We start from the raw sequence: 18,065 nt of genomic DNA, 5'->3' as shown, positions 1-18,065 counted from the left end.
TATCTACGGTGAGAGCAAGCCTGGCACTCAGGCCACCTGCGGATCGCTACCCTGCGGCAGTACCAGCGGCTGTGCCAGTGCGGATGCGCCTTCCTGGCCGGCGACCGGATACGGTACGTCGATGCCATCGACTTCCACCGCCACGCTCTCCGGCAGCATCACGATGATCTGGAAGGCCCGGAAGGCGGCGCCCTCTTCGCCATCCATGAAGCGGATCTCGACCTTGCCATGTTCCCGGGTCACGAAGTCCAGCACCGCATCCATGCCCACGCCGCGTCCCGATACCTCGGTCACTTCGCTGCGGGTGGAGAAGCCCGGCTGCAGGATCAGGCGCGCGGTCTCGGCGTCGGTGAGCACCTGGTCTGCGCTGATGAGCTGCTTCTCGATACCGATCTGGCGCACCTTGTGCAGGGCCAGTCCACGGCCATCGTCGGACAGGGCCATCTGGAACATGTCTTCCATCACGCCCATTTCCAGCTTGATGGTGCCGGCTTCAGGCTTGCCCTTGGCCAGGCGCTCTTCGCTGGACTCCAGGCCGTGGTCGACCGCATTGCGGATCAGGTGCATGAAGACGTTTTGCAGCAGCGGCGAAGCAAAGCTGTGAACCACGTAGCCGTTATCGTCGATCTGCACCACCGGCGCCGCCTTGCCGAGATCGCTGGCCAGCGCCGGCAGCGAATCGATGACGGGTGCCAGCACGCTCTCGATGGACTCGGTGCCCAGCAGGCGCAGGGTGCGGCGCACGTCGTTGCGCACGGCCACCAGTTCGTGCAGGTTGGCGGTGTTGACATTCTCCAGGCGCTGCAGACTGTCCTGGATGTGCTTGCGGTCGATGGTCAGGACATGGCGCTCGTAGCCCGCCAGCACCTGTTCGGCGCCGGCCTGGGTGCCACGTGCCAGGGTCACGTCGTTGATGCGGGCGTAGCGGTCGATGACCTCGCGTACCTGGGCCAGTTGCAGCAACAGCTCTTCCTGGTCCCAGACCGCGCCGCTGGAAGCGTGGCGCAGGTCGTCATAGTGCTGCTCGGTATGGTGGACCACGTTGGCCAGGTGCAGCAGGCCATAGGTACGGCCATTGCCCTTGATGGTATGCATGTTGCGGAACAGCTTGGCGATGGCGAAGGCGGTGGCTTCCGGGTTCTGGTGCACGATCTGCTCGTTCTCATCCAGGAAGCGGCGCGCGCTGCTGATGAAGTCGGCAAACTTGGCCGGGGCGACGGCAAGGATCTCGCCGATCATTTCCAGTTCGCGCTTCTGTTCATTGGCTTCGGCAGCCAGCTTGCGCAGCTCGGTCACGTCGCGTACGCACAGCATCAGGCGAATCACCATATCTTGCTCGTCGGTGATGGGCGACCAGGACAGGTCGAGGATCTTCACGCTGCCGTCGGCCATGGTCTTCTCGATTTCGCCGATCATCAGGTGTTCGTTGAAGGAGAAGTTCATCACGTCTTCGCCGATGCAGGCACCGCCGATGGCCTCGATCTGCGAGATCGTGTCGGCCCCCAGGTTGGTGTTGGCGAAGACCAGTTCCATCACGTCGCGGCCGGCGATGTCGGTGGTGTCGAACACGGTTTCCAGGAAAGCCGAGTACTCCGGATGCACCTTGTTGCCGTCAACGATGGTAAGGATGCCCTGCGGGATGTTCTGCAGCATGGCCTGCATGTCTGCCGTCTTCTGGCGTACCTGGGCCGAGGCTTCTTCGATCTTCTCGACCATGCCGTTGAAGGCGACGATGGAGTGGCCCACCTCATCCATGCGCTGCACCGGCAGGCGGCGGGTGAAGTCCTGGCTGGTGGCGATCTCGCCCATCATGGCGGCCATGCGGCTGATCGGGCCGGTGATCTGGCGATACAGCAGCAAGCCGATGCCGCCCAGCAGCAGCACCGCCACCACGGTGACCAGGCTGATGGTGGTCGTGGTCTGGGCCAGCTTGCCGTTGAGCGAGGCAATGGCATTGTCCTTGAAGCGGTTCTTCTCGATACGCAGGGTGTTGATGATGCCTTCCAGCTCGGTCTGGTACTGCATCACGCCGCCGAAGAACTGCGCCTGGGCGATCTCGTTCTTGCCGGCCAGCTTGAACTTGGCGGTGGTGTCGATGGCGCCGAAGTAATTGTCCAGGCTTTCCTTGGCCTGCTCGATCAGGCCGCGCTGGGCCATGCCTTCAGCCTGCTGCGCCTGGGCTGTCAGGGCTTTTTCCAGCACGGCCTTCTTTTCGGCCAGCTTGTCGTTTTCCTGGGCAACCAGTTGATTGTCGGTTTCGTTGACCATGACCATGGCGGCCAACTGCACGTCCTTCAACTGCCCCATCAGGTCGGCCGACGCCAGCACGCTGGGCATGACGCCTTCCGTGACCGAACGCACTTCCACGGCGCTGCTGCGGGATTGATACATCGCGTAGCCGCCGATGCCGGCGATCGCGATGAAGGTAAGCATCACCAATAGGGTGATACGCATGCGGATAGTCATGAAGGTCCTCTTGAGGTGGAGGTAAAACCGGCTAAAAGTTGTCATTTGGTTCAGTTTCCCCCACAAAAACTGAACAAATGAGCAGCCGGTCTGGTAGCGGGGCGCATTGTTGCATCGAAGTATTACTGCTGCGTGACAACACATTTTTACCTTCCATCACAAGCGGCGGACTCGCATTCTGCGCAGTCACCCGCCGGGCTGCGGGCGACAGCATCTTCCTACATCAGCTTGGGGAGCTGTCCGATGGGCCGGGGCAGGTGAAAGGCCTAATGTGAAGTTCTTGGCAGCCCGGCCTGCGTGCTGCCCATCCCCGCTTTTCATTTGTCCAGTTGAACAGGAGTCCGCATGCCCAGCCTCAATCCCTCCCATCTGCAGCGCTTCAAGGACAAGGTGGTCATCGTCACCGGCGCCGCCTCCGGCATCGGCGAAGCCACTGCCCGCCGCTTCTCCGATGAAGGCGCCCTGGTGCTGCTGGCCGACCGCGATGCCGCCGCACTGACCAAGGTGTTCGAATCCCTACCCGCCGAACGCACCGCCGCGCGTGAGACCGACGTGTCGCACCATGATGACGTGCGCCAGATGGTGGACTTCGCCATCGAGCGCTTCGGCCGCCTGGACGTGCTGGTGAGCGATGCCGGCATCTTTGCCGAGGGCGACATCACCCAGGTCAGTCCGGAAGACTGGCACCACGTGCAGGCCACCAACGTCAACGGTGTCTTCTATGGTGCCCGCGAAGCCATGCCGCACCTGGAAAAGACCCGGGGCTGCATCGTCAACGTGGCCTCCGTCTCGGGCCTGGGTGCGGACTGGAATCTGGCGGCTTACAACACCTCCAAAGGTGCCGTGGTCAACCTCACCCGCGCGATGGCTCTGGACTTCGGCCGCAAGGGCGTGCGCGTCAACGCGGTCTGCCCCAGCCTCACTTTCACCGGCATGACCGCCGATATTGCCGATGACCAGGCATTGTTGGCCAAGTTTGCCGAACGCATTCCCCTGGGCCGGGGCGCCGATCCGGTCGAGATTGCGGCGGTGATCGCCTTTCTCGCCAGTCCCGATGCCGGGTTCGTGACCGGTGTGAACATGCCGGTCGATGGCGGCCTGACCGCCTCCAACGGTCAGCCGCCGCAATGACCGCCACCGATGAGGAGATGACCATGAACGACAAGATCCCCCTGCCCGAAGAGACCACCGACGCCACCGAAACCGGCATGGACCGCCGCAAGCCGCAACCGCTGCCGCACGATGCCGTGCAAGGCGGCAGCGATCAGCCGGACAAGAACCCGCGCGGCGGCGCGGCGCAAGAAGAGCATCCGCTCTCGGTCGGCAAGCCCTGATCGCACAAGAACAAATCACCACCACCACTTCGTCTTGCGGAGGCTCCGATGCCCTCACCCACTGTCCAGGATTGCGCCCACCCCGGGCTGTTGCAGCCCGGCCGCAATTGCTGGCGGCGGGAGCACGCGGATCGCTTCAAGCTGCTCATCGATGCTGCCGATTATTTCCGCGTACTGCGCATGGCCTTGCTCAATGCGCAGCGCAGCGTCTACATCCTGGGCTGGGACATCGACAGCCGTACGGTACTGGCTCCGGGTGTCACCGATGACGGGTTGCCGGCGCAACTGGGCGACCTGCTGCACGCGCTGGCAGAACGCCAGCCGCACCTGCAGCTCCACGTGCTGAACTGGGACTACGCCATGCTCTATGCGCTGGAGCGCGAATGGATGATGGCCAGGAAGCCCGGCCGCCCGCGCAACAAGCGTCTGCACTTCCGTACCGACGCGCGCCATCCGGTGGGCGCCTCGCATCATCAGAAGATCGTGGTGATCGACGACAAGCTGGCCTTCGTCGGCGGACTGGACCTCACCCGCTGCCGCTGGGATACCCCCGAGCATTTGCCGGACCATCCTTTGCGGCGCGATCCGGATGGCAGGCCTTATGCACCCTTCCACGACGTGCAGGCCATGGTGGATGGGGACGCCGCCCGCGCCTTGGGCGAGCTGGCGCGCCGGCGCTGGAGCCTGGCTGGCTACGCCGAACGTCGTGTGCCGGCACAGGACGCCCTGGCGCTGTCGGCCGAAGATCCCTGGCCACAAGGCGTGGAGCCGGACCTGCGCGACCTGCAGGTCGGCATCTCTCGCACCGAGCCCGCCTATGAAGGCCGCCCCGGTGTCTTCGAGGTGCGCGAGCTGTACCTCAATGCCATTGCCGCTGCGCAGGATTGCCTGTTCTTCGAGAACCAGTATTTCACGTCCAACGTCTTGTCCGAGGCCATCGGCGCGCGCCTGCGCGAACCCCAAGGACCGGAGGTGGCCGTCATTTCCCCGCAGACCCAGAGCGGCTGGCTGGAACAAGCCACGATGGGAGCGCTGCGCGCACGCATCCACCATCGCCTCAAGAGCGCGCTGGAAAACCAGGGCCAGCAGGCCCAGGCGCGCTACCAGATGTATTGCCCCCACCTGCCCGGCCTGGAAGACGGCTGCTGCCTGAACGTGCACAGCAAGGTCTTTGCCATGGATGACCGTCTGTTCTCGGTGGGCTCGGCCAACATGAGCAACCGCTCCATGGCCTTCGATACCGAATGCAACCTGACCATCGAGGTCCAGGGCGACGCTGCCAGGCAGGCCGAGATCCGCAGCGCCATTGCCTTGATGCGCAACCGCCTGCTGGCCGAGCATCTGGGCGTGGCGCCGGCCGACGTGCAAGCGGCGCTGCAGCAGGAGCGCAGCCTGCACGCGGCCATCGCGTCTCTGCGCCAGCCGGAGCGCCGCGAATTGCGGCCCATGGATCCGCGCCTGATTCCCGAACTGGATGCATTGACCCAGGACAATGCTGTCTTCGACCCGGAACGTCCCATCAGTCCCGATGAGATCGTCGATGCCTACGTACCGCACAGCGCCAGGAAACCGGTACCGCGCCGCATGATCGGCCTGGGCGTACTGGCCCTGGTGCTGGTGGTCTTTGCCCTGGCCTGGCGCTTCACGCCCCTGCGCGAATGGATCAACCTGAGCTCGCTCATCGCCCTGGCCCGCAGTGTCGACCAGATGCCCTTCACCCCGGCCATCGTGATCGCGGCCTTCGTGGTGGCGGGCATGCTGATGGTACCGATCACGGTCCTCATCGCGGTAGCGGGCGTGGTGTTCGGGCCCGTCAATGGCGGGCTCTATGCCACCGCCGGCGTGGGCTTGAGCGCCCTGCTCGGCTTTGGCCTGGGACACTGGCTGGGCCACGATGCCCTGCGTGACATGCTGGGCCCGCGCATCAACAACCTGAGCCGCCGCTTTGCCCAGCGCGGCATCGCCGCCATGGCCGTAGTGCGGCTGCTGCCCATCGCGCCCTTTACCGTGGTCAACGTGGTGGCGGGCGCGTCGCACCTGGGCTTGCGCGACTACCTGCTGGGCACCCTGATCGGCATGGCACCGGGCATCGTGCTGACCGTGGTCTTCTCCCACAACCTGGCCGAAGCGATCCGCCATCCCAGCCTGCAGACCGTGCTGGTGCTGATCGGGGTAACGGCGGCGCTGATGCTCATGGCTTTTGGACTGCAAAAGCTGCTCAAGCCACGCACGGGAAAAACCGGCAAGCCATCCGCAACGCCGCCGCGCAAGAGCAACCCGCCGCCATCGGGCAACGCAGAGTCCGGCCAGCGCCACGACGACGGCATGGCGCGCGTGAATGCAGAACACGGCGTGGAGGCAAGGCAGGCCTGATGACTTCCGGTACCTTGTCCCGCGCCCCGCAAGCGCCACAAAGCCCTGCGGTGCAGAAGAAACCCGCCGATACCGAGCTCGTCCTCACGGGCGATGTGCCCCTGAGCGGCCTCGACCCCTGGCCCCTGACGGTGGCGACCTACAACATCCACGGCGCGGTTGGCACCGATGGCGTGTTTTCGCCGCAGCGCATAGCGCAGGTGCTGCAGGAGATCGGGGCCGACGTGGTGGCCCTGCAGGAAGTGCCATTGGGCGGCACTTCCCAGCCGGACGTGCTGGCGCTGTTGAGAGAGGAAACGGGATTCTTTGCGGTCGAAGGACCGACGCTGCAGAGCGAAGAGCGGCGCTATGGCAATGCGGTGCTGAGCCGCTATCCCATCCTGGCCAAGGAGAGCATCGACCTGTCCTTCGGCAGCCGCGAACCGCGCGGCGCACTGGATGCCGATATCGATTGCCATGGCCACATGCTGCGGGTGATCGCCACCCACCTCGGCCTCAAGCCCGCCGAGCGGCGCGCCCAGATCAAGCGACTGCTGCAGGCCTTCGATACCGACCAGGCACCGGTGATCCTAATGGGTGACGTCAATGAATGGTTCATGTGGGGACGCGCGCTGCGCTGGCTGATATCGCACTTCGAGGCGGCGCCGGCACCGCGCACCTTTCCCTCGCGCTGGCCGCTCCTTGCGCTGGACCGGATCTGGATCAGCCCGCGCCAGCGCCTGCAGCAGGTGCGGGTCCACCGCAGCCCGCTCTCACGCGTGGCCTCCGATCACCTGCCGCTGGTGGCGCATATCGATGGCTGAACTGCGGGCCGGCTCAAGCCGCGCTGCGCTTGCCGCTCCAGAGCTTGACCGCCAGCGCGATCCAGATCAGCAGGAAGATCATGTTGCCCGGCAGCCAGATCATCTGGGTCCAGACATAATCGCGGACCCACATCGTCACCGCCGCGCTGCAGTCGCAGACCTGACCGCCATAGAACAATTCGCCATTGCTGAAGGCGCTGACGAACTGCAGCCAGAGAAATCCGAGCAGCAGCGGGATGGCGACGAAGCCGGTCAGGCACCAGCGCCGCATCTTGCGATAACGTCGGCGGAGTTCCTCGACGCGCGCGCAGGCGTCGCTGCCCCGGACTGGCTGCATTGCGTTGCTGTGCATGTTTTCCCCTTGCACTGGCATATGTTGCATGTGTGGTCTGCCCCTGAGTTGCCGCCGCGCCGTCGTGATGACGCCCAAGTGCGCAGTGGCAAGCATGAACCAGCCTCCCGTTGCGGGAAGTCGGCGATGTCTGTGTGGATCAACGCAGGATCGGAACACGCCGGCCTGCACCGGCGCGCGGGAACGAAAGAGCGCCTGACGCGCAGGCGGCTCGCATTTTCCCGTGGGCTGTCCTCCGCACCCTCTGCGGAGGAAGAAATGGATTCTTGTCGTCGCTTGGCGCCGTCTGCTGGCGCTTTCAGGCCACCCCGGCTGCCCGGAATGCCTGATTTTTGACGCAAAAGTTCACTTACCCAGAACCAATACGATACGTTTCGTCTCGGATTCTAGGTGCAAACAATCACCTACTCAATAAAATTTACGCTTGTTGTGACGAAACTTTACCCTGCGTAAAGATGGGTTGAGGCAACGCGATGCTGCCCAGGACCAGCTTCAGTTGGGACTGAATCTGGCGCTCGTCGATGTCGGCGCTGCCGGTCAGCAGGCGCTGCAGTACAGGGGCGTACAGCAGGTCGAAGACCAGGTTCAGGTCGGCATCATCCCTGAACTCTCCGCGTTGGGCGCCGCGGCGCAGCACATTCACCAGCGCCAGGCGGCGCGGTTCCAGGTAGCTGTCATTGAAGATGCGCTGGCTCTCGGGCTCGAACTGGGCCAGGGCGATCATCTCGCGCACTACCCGGCCGGACTTGCCGCGCAACAGTTGGGACAGTTGCAGCATGTGGATTTCGATGTCTTCACGGGCCGAGCCGCTGTCGCCGATGGGGGGCAAGGGTTCCACCACGCGCAGCAGGGCTTCCATGGCCAGGGCGCTCTTGTTGGGCCACCAGCGGTAGATGGTGGCCTTGCCCACGCCGGCGCGGGTGGCCACGCCCTCCAGGGAGAGCTTGTCGAAACCGATCTCCTCGAGCATCACATAAGTGGCATCGAGGATGGCGTCATGGCTGACGGCATTCCTGCGGCGACCGGTGGCCGGATCGGAGATGAAGGTGAGAGAAATGATGTGCTCCAGATGACAAAGGCATGTTTTCCGTCATTGATAACGGCATGCTTTTGGACAACTTGAGCGATTGACAGCAAAAAAAACAAGGATTTTTGCATCAAAAGTTGCAAAAAGAGAATTATTTGACCGCTATTGCGTCCAACCGGCGTCCAAAACGTTCAAGACGCGGCTTGAAGAACTGATCCGCATCCAGCGAGAAAGCGATGCGGCGGGTGCGTCCCATCAGCTCGCTCCGGGCGAAAAAACCGAAATAGCGCGAATCCATGCTGTTGTCACGGTTATCCCCCAGCATCAGGTAGTGATCGGCCGGCACCACCACCGGACCGAAGCTGCTGTGCAGGCTGGGATGCCCCTCGGAGAGGCGCACCAGATGGTTCATGCCATCGAGCTTTTCGTCGCGGTAGCGCGCCTGGTCCACGCCGTCGCCGCTCTCCGGGGGCACCTGGGCCGCGCCGTAGCGGGCGGCACGGCCATTGATGAAGAGCACATTGTCGCGCAGCTCCACCACGTCGCCGGGCAGGCCGATGATGCGTTTGAGCAGCAATTCGCCGGCCTCGCGCGAATCGATGGTCACGATGTCGCCACGCCGTGGCTCGCCCAGGCGCATCAGGCTGATGTGGGTCAGCGGCAGGCGCAGGTCATAGGCCATCTTGTCGACCAGGATGCGGTCGCCCACCATCACCGTAGGCAGCATGGAACCGCTGGGCACGACGTTGTAGTCAGCGATGGCGCTGCGAAACACCACCATCAGGGCGATGAAGGCCAGCAGGCCCTTGTTGTCTGCTACCAGTTTCTTCAGGGTGGAACGCATCATGATGAAGTCGCTTGGACCATGTTCAAAGTGGCCACCATGCTAAACGAAATCACGACCATGCGGGCCGCGCCGAACGCAAGGGCGAGGCCGGGCGGTCCCAGGCCATCTCGGCCTGGCCCAGCCTGACCGGCCCCAGCAAGCGCCGGGCCGGTCCCCAGGTCGTCATTTCCAGATGCGGATGCAGATCGGCCTGCGTCTCCGCGGCAAGCCCCGGCTGCCCCGACGGGAGCGGATGATCGGCCAGCAAGCGGGCGGTGCGGGCAAGTGACAGGCGGTATTGGCTCCCGGCCCCGCTGGTCTGGCGCAGGGTCAGTCCGCGCGCGGCGGCGGCAGCCATGAGATAACCAGTGGCGTAATCCAGTGCCTGGACTGGCAGCGGCACCGGCTTGTCCGCTCCCGCAGCATGCATGCCGGCCTGCGCAATGCCGCTGCTCATCTGCACCAGGCTGTCAAAGCCACGCCGTGCGGCCCAAGGCCCGCTCCAGCCATAGGCGTTCAATGCCACGTCCACCAGGCCGGGGTTGAGTTCGCGGCGGCGCTGTGCACCCAGCCCCAGCCGCTCCAGCGCATCGGCGCGGTAGCCATGCACCATCACGTCGGCCTGCTGCAGCAGATCTTCGAGCACAGTGCGCTCCGCAGGTTGGCGCAGATCCAGCCCGGCGCAGCGCTTGCCCAAGGTCATTTCCGGGACTACACCGGGTTCGTCCCAGGACGCCGGATCGATGCGCAGCACGTCGGCGCCGAAGCCGGCCAGGAAACGCGTGGCGGTCGGGCCGGCCAGCACCCGCGTGAGATCCAGTACGCGCACGCCAGCCAGCGGCCGTGCGGGGTCTATCCTGCGCGCTGGGGCGGAGGCGCCCTCAAAGAGCTGGCGCGCCACCAGCGGCTCGCCGGCCACGGCCGTCCCTTGCGGATGGCTCGCCCATTGTTCCTGGCTGCGCATCTGGGCGGCGCAGCCTCCGTGAGCCACCACGGCGCTTTCCAGTTCGGTCGCCCGCCAACGGGCGACTGCGCGTGCCACGTCTTCGCGCGTGGCGCTCTGCGTATCCAGTCCCAGCGCCGCCAACGCGGCCACACGGTGATGGCCGGCATTGGTATGCAGGCGTATCCAGCCGTCGGCAGCGCGGTAGTCTCCCGCCACCGCATCCCACAAGGGCGGCGGTGCCCAGCCTTGGGGCCGCAAACTGCTGCTGAACCACATCGCCGCCAGACGGCGGTCACACACCACTTCCGGGCGCGCCGCGCCGCCACTGTGCACCAGCCCCGCCAGCGCCAGCCCGGCCGCGGCCACCGACGCCTGGGCCAGGTCGGTGGTGGCAAACACCGAGGGCAAGTCGCCCTGGCCCACCAGCCTGACGGCGGCAAGTTCATCGGGATGGCCATCGAGCGCACTCCAGATCGTGTTCAGCATGGCCTGGGCAGTGGAATGGGATGTCATGGCGAGCCTCGTCAAGGGATGCAATGCAAGCAGGATACTAGCCTTGAATTAATCGTCAATATTGATTAATTTAATCAACTTATCGATTCGACCAGGTGTTCCGTGAGCCGCTACCTTTCTTCTTCCCAGGCCGCCGCCCTCTTGGGTGTATCGCGCCAGACGCTGTACGCCTACGTCAGCCGTGGCCTGCTCCACGCGCATCCGGGCGGGCAAGCACGCGACAGCCGCTACCTGGCCAGCGAGGTCGAGCGCCTGGCGGCCAGCCGCAGCCGCGGGCGCAAGCCGCGCGAGGTGGCACGGGCGGCGCTGGACTGGGGCTTGCCGGTGCTGGAATCGGCGCTCACCCTGATCGAAGACGGCCGGCTCTACTACCGTGGTCGCGACGCCGTGGCGCTCAGCGCGGCGGCCAGCGTGGAAGAAGTGGCTGCCCTGCTCTGGGATTGCGAGGTGGCCGACGCCTTCGGCGAAACGCCACCGACCATGCCCTGCGAGCTGGCAGCCGTACAGGGCCAATGGGCGCAAGGCCGCGCCGAACAGACGCTGTTGCCGCTCTTCGCGCTGGCCTGCGGCGCCGATATCGGTGCGCAATGGTGCCTGCCGCTACCGCGCCGCCTGGCCAGCTGCGGCGAGCTGGTGCGCCGCCTGGCGGCCTGCCTGCTGGGCAGCGCCTCCTCCGCTGCGCCCTTGCACCTCCAATGCGCCCGTGCCTGGCGGCTCGATGAAGCGGGCGCCCAGTTGGTCCGCCGCGCCCTGGTGCTGTGCGCCGACCATGAACTGAATGCCTCGGGTTTTACCGCCCGCTGCATCGCCTCCACCGGCGCCAACCTGCAGGCCGCCGTGATCGGTGGGCTGGCGGCCCTGTCCGGCCCACTGCATGGCGGCACCACGGCACGGGTAGAAGCCCTGCTCGATGCGCTGGACGCGCATGTCGACCCGGCCGCCAGCGTGCGCGAACGGCTGGCGCGCGGCGACGAGCTGCCCGGTTTTGGACACCATCTCTATCCGCAGGGCGACGTACGCGCCATCGCCCTGCTGGACGCCTTGCTGCCGGCCCATCCGCGCTGGCAGCAAATCATCAAGGTAGTACGCGAACTGACGGGCCATCCGCCCTCGGTGGACTTCGCCCTGGCGGCCTTGCGGCGGCATCTGCAACTGCCGCCGGGCAGCGCCTTTGGCCTGTTCGCCCTGGGGCGCTCGCTGGGCTGGATCGCCCATGCCCTCGAACAGGGACGCAACGGCAACCTGATCCGGCCACGCGCCGCCTATACCGGGATACGCCCTGGCTGACAAAATTGTCATCTTGATGTCAGCCTCGTGTTGAGGGGAAACATTTACATTAGGGCCCTACGCAGAGGTCGGCCGTGGGCGCTGAGGGGCGCTGCGAGCCGGCCGGTCCTTCATCCGCAAGCCATCTCCGTGAGCCCTATGGTCGTCCCGTTTCGCCGCGCCGCAGCCAGCGTCAGCCTTCGTCATTTCACTCATCCCCCCCACAATTCCCCCTTCCGCGCCAAGAAGGGAATGACGGTGCTGGCGCTGGCCGCGCTGCTGGGCGGCTGCGCGGTCGGCCCCGACTATGTGCGTCCGGCCATGGACCTGCCGCAAGCCTACAAGGAGCAAGGCCCCTGGAAAGTAGCGGCCCCGCGTCAGGTGGACGATCGCCAGCGCTGGTGGGAAGCCTATGGCGACCCCGTCCTGAACGACCTGATGGCCCAGGCCAACGCCGCCAACCAGACCATCCAGCAAGCCGCCGCCCAATATCGCCAGGCCCAGGCCACCGCCGCCGTGGCGCGCGCCAGCCTGTGGCCCACCGTCGGCGCGCAGGCCGGCGACACGCGCGCGCAAACCAACACCAACGGCGTGCAGCGCCTGGGCAACACCTACACCGTGGGACTGAATGCGTCCTGGGAAGCCGATCTCTGGGGCCGTATCCGCCGCGGCGCCGAAGCCGGCGACGCCAATGCCGAAGCCAGCGCCGCCAGCCTGGCAGCGGCCCGCCTGACGATCCAGGCCACCCTGGCCCAGGACTACCTGCAATTGCGCGTGACCGACCTGCAAAAGGATTTGTATGGCCGCACCGTCGCGGCCTATACGCGCTCGCTGCAACTGACCAGCCATCAGTACCAGGCCGGTACCGCCCTGCGCTCGGATGTGGCCCAGGCCGAGACGCAACTGCGCTCGGCCCAGGCGCAACTGATCGACCTGGACGCCACCCGCAACCAGCTGGAACACGCCATCGCCATGCTGATCGGCAAGGCACCCGCCGCCTTCACCCTGGCACCGCTGCCGGCCGCCGACGCCAGCGGCGATGCCATGGATGCCAACGCCCGGCGCCTGCAAGCGAGCCTGCCGCAGATCCCGGCTGGCCTGCCCTCGGACCTGCTGGAGCGCCGTCCCGACATCGCCAACGCCGAACGCCTGGCCGCCGCCGCCAATGCCAACATCGGCGTGGCGCGCGCCGCCTACTTCCCGACCCTGACGCTCTCGACCAGCGGCGGCTACAGCAATGCATCCTTCGCCGATCTCTTCAATACGCCCGGCCGCGTCTGGTCGCTGGGCGCGGCCCTGGCCGCGACGATCTTCGATGGCGGCGCGCGCAGTGCCCGCAATGACTCGGCCGTCGCCGCCTATGACGCAGCCGCCGCGCAGTACAAGCAAACCGTGCTGGCCGGCCTGCAGGACGTGGAAGACAACCTCTCCACCCTGCGCGTGCTGGACCAGGAGAGCGCGGTCCAGGCCCAGGCCGTGCAATCGGCCCAACTGGCCGAACGGCTGGCGATGAGCCAGTACCAGGCCGGCACCGTGACCTATCTGTCGGTCGTGACCGCCCAGGCGACGTCGCTCACCAACCAGCGCAGCGCGGTAACGCTGCTGGGCCGCCAACTGGTGGCCAGCGTGGCGCTGATCAAGGCCACCGGCGGCGGCTGGCAGGCCGGACAAACCGACCCGGCCAGCCAGCAGGCGCCGATGGCGGCGCGCTGACCGGCGCACAGACCATTTCGAATCCAACGTGACATTTCCAGGACGAGTTTCAGGCATGACCACCTCACCCAACTCCCCCAACGCTCCCCAGAATCCGCGCACGCCGCAACGCTCCACCCTGGCCATCGCCGTGGCCGCCGCCCTGCTCTTGGCCACCGGCGTAGCGAGCTGGAGCGCCATGCAACGCGCCAGCGCCGCCGACCAGAGCACTGCCAAGGCGCCCCCGCCGGTGGCCGTCTCGCTGGCGCGCGTGCAGGACCGCGACGTGCCGCTCTACCTGGCCGGCGTGGGCACCGTCACGGCCAATGCCAGCGTGGTGGTCAAGACCCGCATCGACGGCCAGCTGGACAAGGTGGGATTCCAGGAAGGGGAAGACGTCAAGAAAGGCCAGTTGCTGGCCCAGATCGACCCGCGCGCCTTGCAGGCGCAACTGGCCCAGGCCGAAGCGCAACGCGCCAAGGATGCCGCCAACCTCATGAATGCGCGGCTGGATCTGCAGCGCTACACCACCCTGCGTGGCCAGGACGCTGCCACCCAGCAGCAGCTCGACACGCAAAAGGCGCTGGTCGCCCAGTTGGAAGCCACCGTCAAGACCGATGAAGCGCAGGTGGCCTATGCCAAGGTGCAGCTGAGCTACACCACCATCAACGCCCCGATTTCAGGCCGCGTCGGCGCGCGCCTGGTCGATCCGGGCAATATCGTTCATGCGGCAGATACCAGCGGCCTGGTCGTGATCAACCAGATTGACCCGATCACCGTGGTCTTCACCTTGCCCGAAGAAGCCGTGGTCAGCATCAACCGCGCCCAGCGCAGCAGCCAGAAACCACTCAAGGTGATCGCCACTGCGCGCGACTCGCAGGAAGTGCTGGCCACGGGCAAGCTGGTGCTGCTGGACAATCAGATCAACACCAGCAACGGCACCGTGCAGCTGAAGGCGCGCTTCGACAATGCCGAGCACAAACTGTGGCCGGGCCAGTATGTCAACGCCCGCCTGGTGATGAACAGCCACGGCAACGCCCTCACCGTGCCGGCAGCGGCCATCCAGCGCAGCCAGCAAGGCACCTACGTCTACGCCATCGACCAGGAGGACAAGGCCGCCATGCAGCCGGTCAAGGTCGACCGCATCCAGGATGGCATCGCCGTGCTGGCTGCCGACAGCGGCGTCACGGCCGACCAACGCGTGGTAATCGATGGCCAGTACAAGCTCAAGCCGGGCAGCCGCATCGTGGAAAGCAAGCCGCAGCCGACCAAGGGCGCTGCCAACGCTGAGGCGAAAGGAAGCACCAAGTGAGCGTATCCGCCGCCTTCATCAAGCGCCCCATCGGCACCACGCTGCTGGCCATCGCCATTCTGCTGGTGGGGGTTGCGGTCTGGCCGCTGCTGCCGGTGGCGCCCTTGCCGCAGGTCGATTTCCCGACCATCCAGGTCACGGCGCAATTGCCCGGGGGCAGTCCCGAGACCATGGCCTCCAACGTGGCGCAGCCGCTGGAGCGCCAGTTCTCGCTCATCGCCGGCCTCTCGCAGATGACCTCGCAGAGTACCCTGGGCAGCACCCAGATCACCCTGCAGTTCGACCTCAACCGCAGCATCGACGCCGCCGCGCTCGACGTGCAGGCGGCCATCAATGCGTCCACCGGCCAGTTACCGTCGAACCTGCCCAATCCGCCGACCTTCCGCAAGATCAATCCGGCCGATTCGCCCATCATGATCATGTCGGTGCAGTCCGATGCCCTGCCGCTGACGGTGGTCAACGACTATGCCGACAACATCCTGGCCCAGCAGATCTCGCAGATTTCCGGCGTGGGCCTGGTCAACGTGAACGGCCAGCAGAAGCCTGCCGTGCGTATCCAGATCGATCCGGCCAAGATCGCCACGCTGGGCATCAGCCTGGAAGACATTCGCGGCGTCATCGCCACCACCACCGTGAACCAGCCCAAGGGCACCGTCGATGGTGCGCGCCAGGCCTTCACCGTCTATACCAACGACCAGCTGCTCAAGGCCGAGCAATGGAATGACATGGTGCTGGCCTGGCGCAACGGCGCGCCGATCCGGGTCAAGGACATCGGCGTGGCCGTCGACGGTCCGGAAAACAATAAGATCGCCGCCTGGGCCTTCGCTGGTGCGGCCAACACGTCCGATCACACCATCACCAATGGCCGCTCCATAGTGCTGGCCATCACCAAGCAGCCCGGTGCCAACGTGATCGAGACGGTCGGCCGCATCAAGGCCGCCATGCCGCGCCTGCGCGCGGCCATCCCTGCTGCCATCCACGTCAATACGCTGATCGACCGCACCCAGACCATCCGCGCCTCGGTGGAAGACGTGGAATTCACCCTGGTGCTGACCATTGCGCTGGTGGTGATGGTGATCTTCGTGTTCCTGCGCAACGTCGCCGCCACGCTGATTCCCTCGGTGACGGTGCCGCTGGCCATCATGGGCACGGCCGCGGTGATGTACGTAGTCGGCTACAGCCTGGACAACCTCTCGCTGATGGCGCTGACCATCGCGGTCGGCTTCGTGGTCGATGACGCCATCGTCATGCTGGAAAACATCTATCGCTACGTCGAGGAAGGCATGTCGCCGCTGGAAGCGGCCTTGAAGGGCGCCGGCGAGATCGGCTTCACCATCATCTCGATCTCGGTGTCGCTGGTGGCCGTGTTCATTCCGCTGCTGCTCATGGGCGGTATCGTCGGCCGGCTCTTCCGCGAATTCGCGGTGACGGTCACGCTGACCATCGGGGTCTCGGTCATCATCTCGCTCACCCTGACGCCGATGCTGTGCTCGCGCTTCCTCAAGAACGAGCATGGCCGCCAACACGGCAAGCTGTACCAGTGGTTCGAACGCGGCTTCGATGCCATGCTCAATGGCTACAAGCGCGGCCTGGACGTGGTGATGAAGCACCAGTTCATCACCCTGATGAGCTTCCTCGCCACGGTGGCGCTGACGGTGGTGCTGTTCATCTTCATTCCCAAGGGTTTCTTCCCGCAACAGGACAATGGCGTCATCGTCGGCTTTGCCGAATCGGCCCAGGACACCTCCTCGGCCGCCATGCAGGAACGCCTGCTGAAGGTGGCTGACGTGGTGCGCCAGGACCCGGACGTGATCGGCTTCGCCATGAGTGCCGGCTCGACCACCTTCAATACCGGCCAGTTCTTCATCGCCCTGAAACCCAAGGATGAAGGCCGTACCGCCAATGCCGACGAAATCATCACGCGCCTGCGTCCCAAGGTCGCCAAGGTGCAAGGCGTGAACCTGTTCATGCAGGCCAGCCAGGACATCAACGTCGGTGGCCGTCTCTCGCGTACCCAGTACCAGTACACCATCACCGATACCGATCTGGATGAACTGAACGTGTGGGCGCCACGCATGCTGGAGCGATTCCGCCAGTTGCCGCAACTGACCGACGTGGCCTCCGACCAGCAGAACCAGGCAGCGGCCGCCGTCATCACCATCGACCGGGCGCGCGCCTCCAGCTTCGGCATCTCGCCTTCGCTGATCGACGCCACCATCTATGACGCCATCGGCCAGCGCCAGGTGGCGCAATACTTCACCCAGATCAACAGCTACCACGTGGTCATGGAAGTGACGCCGCAATTGCAGAAGGATCCTGCACTCTTCGACAAACTCTACCTGACCTCGCCGCTGACGGGCCAGCAAGTGCCGCTGTCGACCTTCGTGAAGGTCGATACCACCAAGACTTCCTATCTCTCGATCAGCCACCAGAGCCAGTTCCCGGCGGTGACGATTTCCTTCAACCTGGCCAAGGGCGTGTCCCTGGGCGAGGCGGTCGACGTGATCCAGAAGACCAAGGACGAGATGGGCGTGCCGCAGACCCTGGTGGGCAACTTCCAGGGCACGGCCAAGGCCTTCGGCGATTCGCTCTCCTCGCAGCCCTACCTGATCGCAGCGGCCCTGATCGCGGTCTATATCGTGCTGGGCCTGCTCTACGAGAGCTACATCCATCCGCTGACCATCCTCTCGACCTTGCCCTCGGCCGGTGTGGGGGCACTGCTGATCCTGATGATCGGCGGCTATGACCTGTCGGTGATTGCGTTGATCGGCATCATCCTGCTGATTGGCATCGTCAAGAAGAACGGCATCATGATGATCGACTTCGCCCTCACGGCCGAGCGCAACCAGGGCATGAAGCCGGAAGAAGCAATCTACCAGGCCTGCCTGCTGCGCTTCCGCCCGATCATGATGACCACCATGTGTGCCCTGCTCTCGGGCCTGCCGCTAATGCTGGGCCATGGTGCCGGTTCCGAACTGCGCCGGCCGCTGGGCTATGCGATGGTGGGCGGCCTGGTGCTCTCGCAGGCGCTCACGCTCTTTACCACGCCGGTGGTCTATCTCTACCTGGACCGCGCGCACTACTGGTATGAACGCAAGAAGAAGGCGCGCCAGGAACGCAAGGCGGCGCGCCTGGCGCAGGGGCACTGAAGTACT

General features: G+C 65.3%; 13 protein-coding genes. 8 read left to right on the top strand and 5 right to left on the bottom strand.

Annotation, left to right across the window (positions count from 1 at the left end):
- Positions 1–27 precede the first annotated feature (27 nt).
- Positions 28–2,466, bottom strand: a complete 2,439-nt coding sequence (locus tag ACVC5H_RS12600) for an ATP-binding protein (protein ID WP_489622617.1) — start codon at positions 2,464–2,466, stop codon at positions 28–30.
- 345 nt (positions 2,467–2,811) lie between these two features.
- Between ACVC5H_RS12600 and budC the strand changes: the two genes are divergently transcribed.
- Genes budC through ACVC5H_RS12580 form a run of 4 tightly spaced genes read left to right on the top strand, consistent with a single transcriptional unit; the run spans position 2,812 to position 6,976 of the window.
- Entirely contained in the window at positions 2,812–3,597 is a 786-nt protein-coding gene (gene budC, locus ACVC5H_RS12595; protein WP_489622616.1) for a meso-2,3-butanediol dehydrogenase, read from the top strand.
- 23 nt (positions 3,598–3,620) lie between these two features.
- A complete protein-coding gene (locus ACVC5H_RS12590; protein WP_489622615.1) occupies positions 3,621–3,800 on the top strand; it encodes a hypothetical protein in 180 nt (59 codons plus the stop codon).
- A 48-nt stretch (positions 3,801–3,848) separates the two neighbouring features.
- Positions 3,849–6,173 (top strand): VTT domain-containing protein, encoded by a 2,325-nt coding sequence (locus tag ACVC5H_RS12585; protein ID WP_489622614.1) that lies wholly within the window; start codon positions 3,849–3,851, stop codon positions 6,171–6,173.
- Positions 6,173–6,976 carry an endonuclease/exonuclease/phosphatase family protein gene (locus ACVC5H_RS12580; RefSeq protein WP_489622613.1) on the top strand — a complete coding sequence of 268 codons (804 nt, stop codon included), beginning with the start codon at positions 6,173–6,175 and terminating at the stop codon, positions 6,974–6,976. The genes ACVC5H_RS12585 and ACVC5H_RS12580 overlap by 1 nt, the downstream gene beginning before the upstream one ends.
- Before the next feature lie 13 nt (positions 6,977–6,989).
- Here the strand turns inward: ACVC5H_RS12580 and ACVC5H_RS12575 are convergent, their stop codons facing one another.
- From ACVC5H_RS12575 to ACVC5H_RS12560, 4 genes are all read right to left on the bottom strand, one after another.
- A complete protein-coding gene (locus ACVC5H_RS12575; RefSeq protein ID WP_489622612.1) occupies positions 6,990–7,328 on the bottom strand; it encodes a hypothetical protein in 339 nt (112 codons plus the stop codon).
- Positions 7,329–7,746: 418 nt separating this feature from the next.
- A complete protein-coding gene (locus ACVC5H_RS12570) occupies positions 7,747–8,298 on the bottom strand; it encodes a TetR/AcrR family transcriptional regulator (RefSeq protein ID WP_489622611.1) in 552 nt (183 codons plus the stop codon).
- A 208-nt stretch (positions 8,299–8,506) separates the two neighbouring features.
- Complete coding sequence (gene lepB, locus ACVC5H_RS12565; RefSeq protein ID WP_489622691.1) at positions 8,507–9,199, bottom strand: signal peptidase I; 693 nt, start codon at positions 9,197–9,199, stop codon at positions 8,507–8,509.
- A gap of 52 nt (positions 9,200–9,251) precedes the next feature.
- A complete protein-coding gene (locus ACVC5H_RS12560; protein ID WP_489622610.1) occupies positions 9,252–10,640 on the bottom strand; it encodes a CoA transferase in 1,389 nt (462 codons plus the stop codon).
- A 102-nt stretch (positions 10,641–10,742) separates the two neighbouring features.
- Between ACVC5H_RS12560 and ACVC5H_RS12555 the strand changes: the two genes are divergently transcribed.
- From ACVC5H_RS12555 to ACVC5H_RS12540, 4 genes are all read left to right on the top strand, one after another.
- Entirely contained in the window at positions 10,743–11,927 is a 1,185-nt protein-coding gene (locus ACVC5H_RS12555) for a citrate synthase family protein (RefSeq protein WP_489622609.1), read from the top strand.
- 138 nt (positions 11,928–12,065) lie between these two features.
- The gene (locus ACVC5H_RS12550) at positions 12,066–13,619 is read left to right on the top strand and encodes an efflux transporter outer membrane subunit (protein WP_489622608.1); all 1,554 of its coding nucleotides are present in this window, start codon (positions 12,066–12,068) and stop codon (positions 13,617–13,619) included.
- A gap of 55 nt (positions 13,620–13,674) precedes the next feature.
- Positions 13,675–14,910, top strand: coding sequence for an efflux RND transporter periplasmic adaptor subunit (locus ACVC5H_RS12545; protein ID WP_489622607.1), 1,236 nt, complete (start codon positions 13,675–13,677; stop codon positions 14,908–14,910).
- Complete coding sequence (locus tag ACVC5H_RS12540) at positions 14,907–18,059, top strand: efflux RND transporter permease subunit (RefSeq protein WP_489622606.1); 3,153 nt, start codon at positions 14,907–14,909, stop codon at positions 18,057–18,059. The genes ACVC5H_RS12545 and ACVC5H_RS12540 overlap by 4 nt, the downstream gene beginning before the upstream one ends.
- The last annotated feature ends 6 nt before the right edge of the window (positions 18,060–18,065 follow it).

The sequence above is a fragment of the Herbaspirillum sp. Her3 genome (assembly GCF_057961275.1).
This window is presented reverse-complemented; position numbering and strand designations above follow the sequence as displayed.

Bases quoted from the DNA above. Each gene is read 5' to 3' on its own strand.
- ACVC5H_RS12600 (WP_489622617.1), bottom strand. From the start codon at position 2,466: ATGACTATCCGCATGCGTATCACCCTATTGGTGATGCTTACCTTCATC.
- budC (WP_489622616.1), top strand. From the start codon at position 2,812: ATGCCCAGCCTCAATCCCTCCCATCTGCAGCGCTTCAAGGACAAGGTG.
- ACVC5H_RS12590 (WP_489622615.1), top strand. From the start codon at position 3,621: ATGAACGACAAGATCCCCCTGCCCGAAGAGACCACCGACGCCACCGAA.
- ACVC5H_RS12585 (WP_489622614.1), top strand. From the start codon at position 3,849: ATGCCCTCACCCACTGTCCAGGATTGCGCCCACCCCGGGCTGTTGCAG.
- ACVC5H_RS12580 (WP_489622613.1), top strand. From the start codon at position 6,173: ATGACTTCCGGTACCTTGTCCCGCGCCCCGCAAGCGCCACAAAGCCCT.
- ACVC5H_RS12575 (WP_489622612.1), bottom strand. From the start codon at position 7,328: ATGCACAGCAACGCAATGCAGCCAGTCCGGGGCAGCGACGCCTGCGCG.
- ACVC5H_RS12570 (WP_489622611.1), bottom strand. From the start codon at position 8,298: ATGCTCGAGGAGATCGGTTTCGACAAGCTCTCCCTGGAGGGCGTGGCC.
- lepB (WP_489622691.1), bottom strand. From the start codon at position 9,199: ATGCGTTCCACCCTGAAGAAACTGGTAGCAGACAACAAGGGCCTGCTG.
- ACVC5H_RS12560 (WP_489622610.1), bottom strand. From the start codon at position 10,640: ATGACATCCCATTCCACTGCCCAGGCCATGCTGAACACGATCTGGAGT.
- ACVC5H_RS12550 (WP_489622608.1), top strand. From the start codon at position 12,066: ATGGTCGTCCCGTTTCGCCGCGCCGCAGCCAGCGTCAGCCTTCGTCAT.
- ACVC5H_RS12545 (WP_489622607.1), top strand. From the start codon at position 13,675: ATGACCACCTCACCCAACTCCCCCAACGCTCCCCAGAATCCGCGCACG.